The sequence below is a fragment of the Microbulbifer maximicatervae (SeqCode) genome, from assembly GCF_052466985.1.
In genome coordinates, this window is sequence record NZ_CP174298.1 from 3579140 (window position 1) to 3592345 (window position 13206).

General features: G+C 52.3%; 13 protein-coding genes. 2 read left to right on the plus strand and 11 right to left on the minus strand.

Annotation, left to right across the window (positions count from 1 at the left end; all coding sequences use genetic code 11):
• Positions 1-202: 202 nt before the first annotated feature.
• The 9 genes from trxA to proC all read right to left on the minus strand — a co-directional run bounded on the left by trxA (position 203) and on the right by proC (position 8808).
• The gene (gene trxA / locus ACJJI3_RS15735; protein WP_282930316.1) at positions 203-532 is read right to left on the minus strand and encodes a thioredoxin TrxA; all 330 of its coding nucleotides are present in this window, start codon (positions 530-532) and stop codon (positions 203-205) included.
• 147 nt (positions 533-679) lie between these two features.
• Positions 680-1894, minus strand: a complete 1215-nt coding sequence (gene hemW / locus ACJJI3_RS15740) for a radical SAM family heme chaperone HemW (protein ID WP_444940235.1) — start codon at positions 1892-1894, stop codon at positions 680-682.
• On the minus strand, positions 1887-2504 hold the full coding sequence (gene rdgB / locus ACJJI3_RS15745) for an RdgB/HAM1 family non-canonical purine NTP pyrophosphatase (RefSeq protein WP_444940236.1): 618 nt from the start codon (positions 2502-2504) through the stop codon (positions 1887-1889). Before rdgB ends, hemW begins: the two co-directional genes overlap by 8 nt.
• 92 nt (positions 2505-2596) lie before the next feature.
• Positions 2597-3046, minus strand: coding sequence for a DUF4426 domain-containing protein (locus tag ACJJI3_RS15750; RefSeq protein WP_444940237.1), 450 nt, complete (start codon positions 3044-3046; stop codon positions 2597-2599).
• A 140-nt stretch (positions 3047-3186) separates the two neighbouring features.
• The gene (gene metW / locus ACJJI3_RS15755) at positions 3187-3777 is read right to left on the minus strand and encodes a methionine biosynthesis protein MetW (RefSeq protein ID WP_413664059.1); all 591 of its coding nucleotides are present in this window, start codon (positions 3775-3777) and stop codon (positions 3187-3189) included.
• Positions 3777-4961, minus strand: coding sequence for a homoserine O-succinyltransferase MetX (gene metX, locus ACJJI3_RS15760; protein WP_413665826.1), 1185 nt, complete (start codon positions 4959-4961; stop codon positions 3777-3779). Before metX ends, metW begins: the two co-directional genes overlap by 1 nt.
• 137 nt (positions 4962-5098) lie before the next feature.
• Positions 5099-7066, minus strand: coding sequence for a dynamin family protein (locus tag ACJJI3_RS15765; RefSeq protein ID WP_413664058.1), 1968 nt, complete (start codon positions 7064-7066; stop codon positions 5099-5101).
• 232 nt (positions 7067-7298) lie between these two features.
• Positions 7299-7907 carry a YggT family protein gene (locus tag ACJJI3_RS15770; protein ID WP_444940238.1) on the minus strand — a complete coding sequence of 203 codons (609 nt, stop codon included), beginning with the start codon at positions 7905-7907 and terminating at the stop codon, positions 7299-7301.
• A 67-nt stretch (positions 7908-7974) separates the two neighbouring features.
• Positions 7975-8808: a pyrroline-5-carboxylate reductase gene (gene proC / locus ACJJI3_RS15775; protein WP_444940239.1), complete on the minus strand. Its 834-nt coding sequence runs from the start codon at positions 8806-8808 to the stop codon at positions 7975-7977.
• A gap of 126 nt (positions 8809-8934) precedes the next feature.
• On the opposite strand from proC, the gene ACJJI3_RS15780 reads away from it, so the two are divergent.
• The gene (locus tag ACJJI3_RS15780; protein ID WP_444940240.1) at positions 8935-10950 is read left to right on the plus strand and encodes an alpha/beta hydrolase family protein; all 2016 of its coding nucleotides are present in this window, start codon (positions 8935-8937) and stop codon (positions 10948-10950) included.
• Between the two features lie 77 nt (positions 10951-11027).
• On the opposite strand, the gene ACJJI3_RS15785 is transcribed toward ACJJI3_RS15780, so the two are convergent.
• Both ACJJI3_RS15785 and ACJJI3_RS15790 read right to left on the minus strand, forming a co-directional pair.
• Complete coding sequence (locus ACJJI3_RS15785) at positions 11028-11327, minus strand: hypothetical protein (RefSeq protein ID WP_444895471.1); 300 nt, start codon at positions 11325-11327, stop codon at positions 11028-11030.
• 26 nt (positions 11328-11353) lie between these two features.
• On the minus strand, positions 11354-12058 hold the full coding sequence (locus ACJJI3_RS15790) for a YggS family pyridoxal phosphate-dependent enzyme (protein ID WP_444895472.1): 705 nt from the start codon (positions 12056-12058) through the stop codon (positions 11354-11356).
• A gap of 69 nt (positions 12059-12127) precedes the next feature.
• On the opposite strand from ACJJI3_RS15790, the gene ACJJI3_RS15795 reads away from it, so the two are divergent.
• On the plus strand, positions 12128-13162 hold the full coding sequence (locus tag ACJJI3_RS15795; RefSeq protein WP_108731395.1) for a type IV pilus twitching motility protein PilT: 1035 nt from the start codon (positions 12128-12130) through the stop codon (positions 13160-13162).
• Positions 13163-13206 lie beyond the last annotated feature (44 nt).

Sequence of the window (13206 nt, forward strand, 5' to 3'; positions counted from 1 at the left end):
AATTTATGGAGCATTATCAGAACAAGTTCAACTCGAGGAGTATACGCGCCGGGGATGGTCAGGGACCCTGTGGAGGGGCGTTTTGTCAGCTCGTCTCATTTAATTCAAGACCGCTGAACTATTTCAGAATTACAGCCAGTATAACGGGTGTTTCCAATCCTGCAAAGAAATTTACCCCCTTTGCAGGATGGAAACGACAGTCTTACAGCTGACCGTCGATAAACTCAGTCAGCTGCGCGCGGGACAGTGCGCCGACTTTAGTACCTTCGACATTGCCGCCTTTAAACAGCAGCAGCGTGGGGATACCACGGACATTGTATTTGGCCGGGCTCTCTTTATTCGCATCAACGTCTACTTTTACGATCTTCAACTTATCGCCGTAGTGGCCTGCCAGGTCTTCCAACACTGGAGCGATCATCTTGCACGGACCGCACCACTGTGCCCAAAAATCTACCAACACCGGGCCTTCAGCTTTGAGAACTTCTGCTTCGAATTCAGCGTCAGATACGTTGACGATTGAGTGCTCGCTCATATTGCATTCCTGTTCTTTAGTTACTCGATGCGTGGGCACCGCCAACGCATCTTCTCACGGTCACAGCGGTGGTTATACAGCTGCGATGCACCATTGCCCTCAAAATTGGGGCGCAAAATGGGATTTCAAGTCTTTCCTGCCACAGACTTACGCCTGCTCCAGGAAGCGCTGCAAAATCTCATCGATATAGTCAAAGCCAAAAGCCGTGGCAGCAATCCGCTTATCCAGACACTCTACAAGCTCCATTGCCATCAGGGTAGGCCATTGTTTTTGCAGCTCGGACATCGGCAATCCGGTGTAGCGGGTGAAAGTATCACTGGGAACACCATCCGCCAGGCGAAGGGCATTCATAAGAAACTCCAGTGGCAAATCCTCATTCTCAACCCTGTCAGTATGGGGTTCAGACAAGGCACTATGCAGCAGCTCGGGATGTTGCCTGGCGATAGACAAGTAGTCCCTCGGAGTGCGTGTGCGACGACTGCGCAGAATTTTCCCAGTTTCAGCTAGAGTTACCTTGCCATGAGCACCGGCACCAATCCCCAGATAATCTCCGAATGACCAATAATTAATATTATGGCGGGATTCAAGTTCGGGTTTGCTATAAGCCGACACCTCATAACGACGATAGCCCTCGGACGCCAGTAGTTCGCGTCCGCTGCCCTGCATACTGGCGATCAGCTGGGAGCCGGGGGTGACTGGTGGCGCACTGTAGAATGCAGTATTTGGCTCAATCGTTAATTGGTACCAGGAAATATGCTCTGGAGCCAAGGAAATTGCTCGGCGCAAATCGCCAAGGGCTTCTACCTCGGTCTGATTGGGCAATCCGTGCATCAGGTCGAGGTTAATATTGTCAAAGCCCGCGCGACGCGCCATCGTCAGGGCACCTTCGGCCTCTTCTCCGCTGTGAATACGTCCCAACTGCTGTAGCTGATTGGAATCGAAGCTTTGCACTCCAATAGAAAGACGGTTAACTCCAGCAGATCGATAGCCAGTGAACTTGGCTTGCTCAAAAGTGCCGGGGTTGGCCTCCAGGGTTATCTCGATCCCCTCAGCAAAACCCACCACCTGCTCAGCAGCCTCCAGGATCTGCCCAATTGCTTGGGGGGAGAACAGGCTCGGCGTACCGCCACCAAAAAAGATGGACTGCAATTTCCGTCCCTGCACCCAAGGCAACTGGCTGATCAGGTCCTGGCGCAATTGCGCCACATACTCGGATTCCGGCAGGGCGTAGTCGGAATTAGCCCGGTCTCTATCAGCCTGGTGGGAATTGAAATCACAGTAGGGACATTTGCGCACACACCAGGGGATATGGATATACAGGCTCAGCGGTGGCAGCTGTAATTCAGCAATCTGATCAGGCAAGGTTGGCACCCTGCATATTTTGCTGCCATAAAAGCTCAAATTGAGACATGGCCTGGGCTCTGTGGCTCAATCGATTCTTCAAATCTCTCGGCAGTTCAGCGGAAGTCATTCCCTCAGATTCAACAAAGAACAGCGGGTCATAACCAAAACCCTGCTCTCCCGCCGGCTCCCGCAAAATCGTCCCGCTCCACTTTGCACTAGATACCAAAGGCACCGGGTCATCCCATTGCCGCACAAAAGCCAGCGCGCAGTGGAAACTGGCAGTGCGATGCTTAGATTCAACATCAACCATGGCCTCCAATAACTTCGCATTGTTTTTTTCATCAGTCGCCCCAGCACCTGAGTAGCGTGCAGAGTAAATTCCCGGCGCACCACTCAATGCATCTACCGACAGCCCGGAGTCATCGGCTAATGCCGGCAGGCCACTGATACGGCTGGCGTGGCGGGCCTTAATCAAAGCATTCTCAATAAAGCTCAATCCGGTCTCATCAGCGTCACTCACCCCAAAGTCAGATTGAGGAAGAACCTGTATATCCCATGAGGCGAACAGCTGTGAAAACTCGCGAAGTTTGCCGGCATTACCGCTGGCAAGAACAATTTTATTTACCATATTGCTTCAAACAAAAAGCGGGCCTCGGCCCGCGGTGAATCTTAAAGAAGGGGTTTCGACCAGCTCTCAGCCAGTGGAACCTTGGCAGATATCTATCGGTTCAGTCTGCGACGGAAAGTGATCGTCTCACTTTTACCATTGGGCAGCTTGATATCTACGTTAAAAGTAAGGGTTTCCTCATCCTCAAAACGCAGGGGCGCGAGATAGTAAACAGCATCCCCTTCCCGAATTTCTTTGAACTTAAGTGGTCTTGACTGCTGGATCAGGTTGGTAGCTGTACCAGACATCTCAGCGCTGAGGCCATGAGTTCCGCCCTCTTTCTTGACGACAGAGACATTTACATAGGCCCGATCTTTTGCTCGAGCCAACTGGTACTGACGGGCGATATCCGGCTGGATAAAATCGCTATTGAACACTGAATAGACTACTCGATAGTCGCCAAAATCAACGTAGTTCTTAATCGTACGCGCTTCTTGCGCGGCAGCGCCGACAGATAAAAATAGCAAGGCCACAGAAGCAGCCAGGGTAAGGATGCGTTTCACGCTCCACCTCCAGTTGTTATAGGCGCCACCTCTCCCGGTAGGTTTGGTGGTCAATTCCAGTCAGGCCCCCTCAGGAGTGCCTCTCTCGATCTATTTATCGCGCCAAAGTCCTCCACAAAAGAGCTGGCGCAAATCTTAGTTTAGCGAGTTAGATGATAGATGGCTGTCTCACCAAACAAATTTGGTAAAAAGTCTTTGAATGCCCGCCCAACCGTGGACTCAGAAACCACTTGCCGATGCAGAATCGCCCAGCCATTTTCCCGGCATAACACCTCAAAGTCTGTAAAAGTACAAAAGTGAATATTGGGAGTGTCATACCATTCGTATGGCAATAAGTCGGATACTGGCATGCGCCCGGAGAATGCGAGGTGCCAGCGGGCCTTCCACTGCCCAAAATTGGGAAACGTAATAATACAATCCCGCCCAACCCGGAGCATTTCCTCTACCACTAAATGAGGCTGACTCAAGGTTTGCAGTGCCTGGGTCATCACCACAGCATCAAAGCTACCATCAGCAAAATTTCCCAGCCCTGTATTCAGGTTTTGCTCGACAACATTGACCCCACGGGCCACACATCGCTCTATTTGCTCGGGATCAATCTCCAGGCCATAGCCTTTCACATTTTTATTTCTTCCCAGCTGATCGAGCAGTGCACCATCGCCACAGCCGAGGTCGAGAACCCGGCTGTTGGGAGCGATCCATTCCTGGATCACATCCAAATCTATCCGCATCAGTACACCTCCTCAGCAATTTCTGCCGCAACTCTCTGCATATAGGCACGAAATACACCTTCATAACGACCATTGGGCAGCAGGAAGGCATCGTGTCCCATTGCTGACTCTACTTCGGCATAGCTGACTGGAATATCCGCGTGCATCAGGGCATCGGCGATTTCCCTCGAGCGCTCCGGCGCAAAGCGCCAATCAGAAGTAAATGACACCAATAAAAACCGGCACTTGGCATGGGAGAAGGCCTCTACCGGGTCATCCCCGTATTCCCGAGCTAAGTCGAAGAAATCCAGCGCTCGAGTCATCAGAATGTAAGTATTGGGATCGAAGGTGGTGGAAAAACTGGCTCCCTGGTAGCGCAGATAACTTTGTATCTGAAACTCCACCTCTTCATCCGACCCCTGCTGAAAGCTGCCACTGCGCAATTCTCGACCAAACTTGCGCCCCAACCCATCGTCAGATAGATAAGTGATGTGCCCGATCATACGCGCAACGGCCAGGCCTCTACGGGGTAACTTATCCTGTTGGAGGTAGTGCCCATCACAAAAGTCTGGATCGGATGTTATCGCTTGGCGTGCGGTCTCATTAAACGCGATATTCTGTGCAGATAACTTCATCGCAGAGGCAATCACCACACAATTACGCAGGCGCTCAGGGTATTCCAGTGACCAGCGCATCGCCTGCATTCCACCGAGACTGCCGCCAACAACCGCCGCCCACTGTCGAATGCCTAGCATATCCGCCAGACGCGCTTGACTGTGGACCCAGTCGCGGACGCGCAGTGATGGAAAATCCGGCCCCCAGGTAGTGCCGGTATCCGGGTTGATGGATACGGGGCCGGTAGATCCGTGGCAACCGCCGAGATTATTAACGGACACCACAAAGAAATGATTAGTATCTATCGGCTTACCCGGACCGATATAGTGGTCCCACCACCCCGGACGCTTATCATCGATACTGTGTCGCCCCGCAGCGTGATGATGCCCAGACAGAGCATGACAGATCAGAACTGCGTTAGTCTTTTCCCTATTGAGTTCACCGTAAGTCTCATAAACCAGAGTGTAATTTTTCAGTACTCGACCACAGGCCAATTCCAGCGGTTCACTAAAGTGATGGCTTTTAGGCTCAACAAGGCCCACGGAGCCTGGGTCACCGGTAGTTGCGGTTTGGGCTTCCGCAGAAGCGATAGGATTTTCCGTTGACAAGGCACTGTATCTGTCAGGTTGATAGGTGCTGCCTGGCAAATTGCCGAAGCAGTCAGTGAATAAGATCACTGCAACTTATAACAAATGCCAGTCAGAACCAATATCAATTAGCACCCAATTCAGGTGGTATGGGAGGCCTTCAAGGGGGTTACATTGTGCGCGCGCGGCGCCGGCGCAACCGGCTGTGGTGCAGAGCTGTTGTGCCGCAGTAAATCCTCTAACGCCACCAGCGCCTTATCATTGCGCTGAACCTCATCCTCGAGAGTTCGAAGATCCGTGCGACGACTGCGAGTTTTCTGTTTCAACTCGGTGAGCTTAATCAAATGGCGATTGAGTAATTGTTTCTGATACTGCGCATGCTGTTTAAGAGGCTCAAGAGCCTGCTCTAACCAATTTTCCGCTTTGTTACCCATATCGTCGTACAGCCGACCCACTTCACTGGCAAGCGTGGTAATAAAGCGCTCGCTGAGACGGCTGCGGCGCGCCAATAACAACTGCGGGGATCGCCTCAGCTGAGCGGCCTGGCGATGCAGTCCACGCAACGCGAAGCGAAATTTGCGGATAGTAAAATACTGCTCGGCATCATCCACTTTCTTTAAGCTGGAGCGCTCAAATACAGCGTCGAGCAAGCGATTAGCCTGATCCACTTCCCGCTCGAGATTAGACATCTGATGGTCTACCCCTTCCATAAAAGTATCGATAGCCCTGGCCATGCCCATGGGCGTCCAACGGCGATTGAGAGTAGCCAGGGTATCGTCAATCAGCGCCTGCAACTGCTGTCTGGATATCGGCGCCAACAAAGAAGTGCTTTGTCGTGTAAGCATTCTCTGGCTGGATTTGAGCGTCAGCAATTCCTGATGACAAATCTTATGCTGCTCGCGCACGGTCGTCTGCAACTGTTCCAACTCTGCCAATTGCTCTGAGGTGTTGCCACTATTGCGCTGCAGGTGAGCCAACGCTGCCCGGCCACTATTCAAACGACGCTTGAGTAGATCGCGGGTATCAGCCATCAGGGTGAGAGCTTGATGCAGTGAGCGGTGCTCGGCCATTTTATGCCGGTGCTCCAACAGGCGCTGAACCAGCATCCTTTCAAACTCACCGAAGCGGCTGCTTCGCACCAAATCCGCATCCCGCTGCTGGCGCCCCAACAGAGCCATTTTTGCAGAGACTCCGGCAACACTTTCCTGAGGCAGAGACAAGAGGCCGGCCACTTCGCTGCGCATGCGTCGCAGCAGCAGCTCAGCATCCTCCTCCGGATCATCCCAAAGCACATCCATCTTGTTGAGCAGGGCCATCACGGATGTTCCGCGATGCTCTTGCAGTGGCGCCAGGTGAGTCTCCCACATACTCATATCGGTACCACTTACCCCAGCATCGGCAGCCAGCAGAAAGGCAACCGCCTGGGCCCCGGGCAGTGTACTCAATGTGAGCTCCGGCTCATTGCCGAGGGCGTTCAGTCCCGGGGTATCAATAATACGCAACCCCTGATCCAGCAATGGGTGCGGCAGACAAATCAAAGCAAAACGCCAGGCGGGGATCTCAACTAGATTCCCTTTGCCATCTAAGTGGCGCCGATCGAAGCCATAGCGAGCGGCCTCTTCCGGCATTACTGACTTGGTCGAGGCAACCTTCAATAAAGTCTCTCGGGTCGCCTCGGGATCATTGGCATCAAACTCGTGAGTTACCCACTTTTGCGGAATTCGACGGAAGCTCTCCAGGCTGGTATTCGTCGCCAGGGTCTCAATCGGAAGCAGCCGCAAACTGGCGCGCTCGCCGCCATCACTGAAAATTTCCGTGGGACACATAGTGGTGCGCCCCGGTCTTGAGGGCAGTAGACGCTGTCCGTAAGTTTGCGACAACAGGGCATTGAGCAGTTCAGTTTTCCCCCGTGAAAACTCCCCAACTAAAACCAGGGTGAACTGATCATCTGCAAGTAGGGCGCGGGCCTGCTGTACAACCTGGCAGGCACCAGCAGAATTAGAGAAGTGCTGTTCAAGCCATTGGCTGAAGTGGGCAAACTGGCGATCGAGATTCTTTTTCCAACGGTCGTAGTCAGAAATATGCTGGCGTAAAAGTGCGTCTTCCATTTCACGGTGTTCTTGTTATTGAGACCCGGAACTACCGGCCCCTACTAAGACAAGAGAAAGAGCCGTCAGTCGATAGTATAAGAGTCTAACACCGCGCCAAATACGATCTAGTGCGCACAGGTGAAGAAATGTTCAGCCGGTCACAATTTAAGAAACCTTCGAACAACTGCGCAAGCCCCAGAGGGCGGGGCTTGAAAGGTGCAGGGGATATTTTGGGGTGATCAGAGTCCGGTTAAAAGCCGGGGATATGCCAAAACAGGCTGTACACGAAAGCCGGCATGTTGGCCATTTGGGCAAAACCAATAAGCAGCCTGTTAATCACAGTGAGCAGGATAAAGACAAATATCGGGCTGATATCAATCACCCCCAACGGCGGGATCAAGCGTCGCACAGGTCCGCAAAATGGCTCCAGGAGTTGGTGCAGTAAAATTAGAATTGGATGGCCGCTATTCGGCGCAATCCAACTGGCAACGATGGAGACCAATAAGCCGACAAACACCATCGCTATCACAGTGGAGACACAGCCGATCAACGACCACAGCAGGGCACTGAGGGGGTTAACCAGGCCGTAACCTGCGATCATGGCGCAAGCCATAATCATCGCCCAACCGACTATCAACGCCAGTACTACTGAGGCCATATCGACGCCAAAAAGTCCTGGCACCACTTTGCGCAGCGGCAGCACCAAAGGGTTGGTAACCTTCACAACGCCCTGAGATATGGGGTTGTAAAAATCCGCACGGCCCAACTGCAATAGGAAACGCAATAACACGGCGAAAAGGAACAAAATGCCCAGTATGCCCACGACATAAACGCCGATATCGCTGAAGGTATTGACCATGGATAAACCCTAAACAAAAAGATTTTCAGCAGCCACCGCTGCACCTACCCAATTGGACCGGAACCTGTTACCGATCCAATTCCTTTGCCATTTCTGTCGCCCGCTCCTCGCAATCGCGCATGGCATCGGCCACTAACTGCGGCAACCCACCCTTCTCGAACCGTTGAACAGCGCGCTCAGTGGTTCCACCTGGTGACATCACATTGCGCTTCAACTGGGCGACGTCAACATCGCTGGCGACCGCCAGTTTGGCGGCGCCCAGGGCAGTTTGCAACACAAGGCGCTCCGCATCTGCACGAGGAAGGCCACCGGCGGAAGCCGCATCAATCATGGCCTCCATAAACTGGAAAAAGTAAGCCGGCGCCGATCCCGCTACCGCAATCACCTGATCGATGCCGCGCTCTTCCTCAACCCAGTATGAGATGCCTACCGCATCGACGATGCGCCCGGCAAGTTCCTTCTGTTCGCCCGTAACCTTGCTATCGGCATAAAGACCGGTAACTCCGGTTTGCACCAGGGCCGGGGTATTAGGCATAGCCCTGACAATAGGGAGGTGCATTCCCATCCAACGCTGGTAAGCCGCGAGCGGAATTCCCGCAGCAAAAGTGATAATCAAGGGCGAGCGATCCACCAAATGGGGTTTCAGTCCCTCACAAAGTTCTCGCATAACCTGCGGTTTCACCGACAGCACAATTACACCGGCATCGACAATAGCGGCAACATTATCGTCACTAATAGCTACCCCGTGGCTCTCGGCAAAAGCATTGAGCTTGTCCCGATCACGGCCTGTAGCAGTGATCCGGTCCGCCGGATAACCGGAGGCCACCAAACCACCGATCACTGCCCCCGCCATATTGCCGGCGCCACCAATAAAAACCATCTTAGGGTTCTCTGTACTCACTCATATCACCTTGGGCGGTTACAAAAATTTTGTCGCTTTTCCCCGTTCGGGGCATTCCGCTAATATGTGGCCGCCAGATTCAAATAACAAGAGAGCCATACCAAGTGGCTCCTAACGGAGGACAGTATGCAAAAAGGATGGCGTTCACTGCTTGTAGGAGCACTGATCACTGCGACCAGTGCCGCTGGTGCAGTAGAAACTCGTACGCTAAATAACGGCCAATTGGTACTCGAAGATGTGCCAAACATTCCCCAAACTATCATCAATGAGCTCAATCGTTATCAAAACGTGCGCTCAGCTAGCTTCCGGGGCTGGGACCTTGACGGTAACGGTATCTATGTCAGTACCCGCTTCGGCGAAGTTTCTCAATTACACAAGGTAGAGAATGCAGGTGGCGCTCGCCGACAACTAACTTTTTTCGAAGAGCCGATAGGCGGCATCTCTACCCGCCCGGAGCACAGCCAACTGGCATTCACCATGGATGCCGGCGGCAATGAATACGCCCAGATTTTCCTGTTTGATACAGAAAACGGCACTAGCGAGATGATTACTGATGGTGAGTCTCGCAATGGCAGTATTCTCTGGAATAAGCAGGGCTCAGCTATCGCTTACCAGAGTACTCGCCGAGATGGCAGGGCCAATGATATATGGCTAACCACTTTCGACGGTGACAAAAAGGAAGACCGCTTGATCCTTAAGTCTGAGGATGGCAGTTGGTGGGGCCCCAGTGATTTCTCACAATCCGGCAGCCAAATTTTGGTCATGCAATATATCTCCTCCACTCGATCTAATGTTCATTTGCTGGATCTCGACAGCGGCGAAGTCTCACTACTCGCCGGTACGAGCGATGAAGAGGCTGATTCCCGCAATTTCCCAGCGGGTTTCAGTTATGACAATCGCTCGGTTTATATCATCTCTGATAAAGGGCGCGAATTTACCCAGCTGATCCGCAAAGACCTGGAGAGTGGCGATGAAAAGATAATTACCTCCGATATCCCCTGGGATATCAGCAGCTTTATCCTCAGTAAAGACGGTCGCCGCGGCGCTTTTGTCGCCAACGAAAATGGTATGTCCACCCTTTATCTATACGATTCACGCAATGACCGCTACCGCAAGATCGACTCGCTGCCGATCGGTCTTATCGGTGGAATAGAATTTAACCCCGAAGGTGATAAGCTGGCCCTAACCCTAAACACACCTAAAACTCCCTCCGATTCCTTCGTAATGGATCTTGGCCGCCGCCCGCTATCCAGTGGTGACCTTACCCGATGGACATTTAGTGAAGTCGGCGGTCTCGACAGCGAAAGCTTTGTCGAACCCGAACTGGTGCACTATCCCACTTTCGATGAGGTGGATGGAAAGCCGCGTGAAATTCCCGCATTCGTCTATAAGCCGCGCAATGCCAAAGGCCCTGTACCTGTGGTTATTTCAATCCACGGTGGTCCTGAAGGACAGTACCGCCCCATGTTTTCCAGTACATACCAGCTGTGGCTAGAAAAACTTGGTGTTGCTGTAATTGCCCCAAATGTACGCGGGTCCGCTGGTTATGGTAAGAGCTATCTAGCCATGGATAACGGCTACAAGCGCGAGGACTCAGTCAGGGATATCGGTGCTCTTCTGGATTGGATTGCTACTCAGCCTGACCTGGATGCGGAACGCGTTGCAGTGTTTGGTGGCAGCTACGGTGGTTATATGGTGCTGGCCAGTAGTGTTTACTATTCCGATCGTTTAAAAGCAGCAGTGGATATCGTCGGCATCTCTAATTTTGTCACCTTCCTCACCAATACCAAGAGCTATCGTCGCGACCTTCGTCGAGTCGAATACGGTGATGAGCGGGATCCGCAGATGCGCGCCTTCCTGGAAAAAATCAGCCCCAACAACAATGTAGACAAGATCCAGGTGCCAATGTTTGTAGTGCAAGGACAAAATGACCCTCGGGTACCTGTCACCGAAGCTGAGCAAATCGTGGCTGCACTTCGCGAGAATGGCAATCAAGTCTGGTATATGAACGCACTCAATGAAGGGCACGGTTACCGCAAGAAAGAAAATAGTGATGCCTTTACCCAGGCAACAGCTCTCTTCTTTGCCGAACACCTACTAAGTGAAGATCAAAAAAAGCAGCTCAGCTTGAATGAACAATAATTATTTGTTCCCAGAAAAAGAAAACGGCCTTTAGGGCCGTTTTCTTTTTAGAACTTAACTATGTAAGGAGCCCCTGATTAACTAAACAAAAAAGGAAATGTTTCCACAATCGCAATCAAGTTCAGAACAATCGCCAGTATCCAAAGCCAATAGCGGCTCTTATCTCCGAATATCCCAATAACTGCCGAATTCAAAAAACCGGTAACCAATGAGATTTTGGGAGAAACAAATGCAATCAGGCAGATAAAAGCCAACCATTCAAGCGCCACCCAAGTCACCAGTACACTATTCGTTACAGACAGAGATAGCACCGCGCTCACTGATAAAAGCAGCAGCAATACATCTACAGTCCCAGATTTTGTCATCCCGTATCCCAAAAAAATCTACTTGCGTACTAATTCTGTCATGCAGAATAGTTTCGTGCCCCAAAAATATCTGTGCCGATACGCACAATAGTGGCGCCGCAGGCAATAGCAGCTTCCATATCTTTAGACATCCCCATGGATAGAGTATCTAAGGTCTGCTCAGGAAATTCTTCACGAAGACTTTGCAGCAACCCTGCCAACTGGATAAATGGTTTTTCCTGCTCAAATACATTGTCACGAGCAGCGGGAATCGCCATCAAGCCACGCAGGCATAGCCCCGGCAATGTCATCACTTCACGCGCCAGAGCCACCAAATCCTGTGGAGCTATGCCAGACTTGCTCTGCTCGCCATCGATATTCACCTGCAAGCAGATATTGAGTGGTGCCATATTACTGGGACGCTGTGCCGACAGACGTTGGGCGATTTTTAAGCGATCTACCGTGTGCATCCATTGGAATCGCTCTGCCACAGCGCGGCTTTTATTCGATTGAAGCGGCCCAATAAAATGCCAGTGAATATCCAGGTCGGACAGGGCATCCTGTTTTTGCAGGGCTTCCTGTAAATAATTTTCGCCAAAGTGATGCTGGCCAGCTGCAAAAGCAATCCGCAGGTCTTCCGCCGGTCGTGTTTTGGAAACCGCCAGCAGGGTAATTTCTGCAGGGTTGCGATCGCAGTTGTTGCAGCATGTCACAATCCGCTCACCTACTGCATTCAGGTTTTCGACGATTGTCTCTTTGCGCATATACTGATGCCCTTACCGATTTGAGCGGCGATTTTACCTGAGCCCAAACAAGAACCATAAGGTAGCAGTATGGATATCACTGAACTCCTCGCCTTTAGCGCCAAGCAAAACGCCTCGGACTTACACCTCTCGGCGGGCCTGCCGCCGATGATCCGTGTCGACGGCGACGTGCGCCGTATCAACCTGCCCTCAATGGAGCACAAGCAGGTACATGGCCTGATCTACGAGATCATGAACGATAAGCAGCGCAAGGATTACGAAGAACTACTGGAAACAGACTTCTCTTTTGAAGTCCCCGGTGTCGCCCGCTTTCGTGTAAACGCCTTTAACCACAACCGAGGTGCTGGCGCCGTATTCCGGACCATTCCCTCCAAAGTTCTCACTATGGAAGACCTGGGAATGGGTCAGGTGTTCAAGCAGATTTCGGATACTCCCCGTGGCTTGGTGCTGGTGACCGGGCCCACGGGTTCCGGTAAGTCCACCACCCTGGCGGCGATGATGGACTACATCAACGACAACAAATACGAGCATATCCTCACCATCGAGGACCCGATCGAATTTGTGCACGAATCCAAAAAATGCCTGGTGAACCAGCGTGAGGTGCACCGGGATACCCACGGCTTTGCCGAAGCACTGCGCTCTGCACTGCGTGAAGACCCGGATATCATTCTCGTAGGTGAGATGCGGGACCTGGAGACCATTCGCCTGGCGCTGACTGCGGCAGAGACCGGTCACTTGGTATTCGGCACCCTGCACACCACTTCCGCCGCCAAAACCATTGACCGTGTGGTGGATGTATTCCCGGCGCAGGAGAAAGCCATGGTGCGTTCAATGCTGTCGGAATCCCTACAGGCCGTTATCTCCCAGACGCTAATGAAGAAAAACGGCGGTGGCCGGGTCGCTGCCCACGAAATTATGCGTGGTACCCCAGCCATCCGTAACCTGATCCGCGAAGACAAAATCGCGCAGATGTACTCGGCCATCCAGACCGGAGCCAGCGTCGGCATGCAGACCATGGACCAATGTCTGGAAGACCTGGTGGCACGCCGCATCATCAGTCGCGAAGTGGCTCGCGAAAAAGCCAAGATGCCGGAGAACTTCTAAACGGCCAAAACCCGCCCCCAATCTGGGGAAGAAAAGTCGAGATA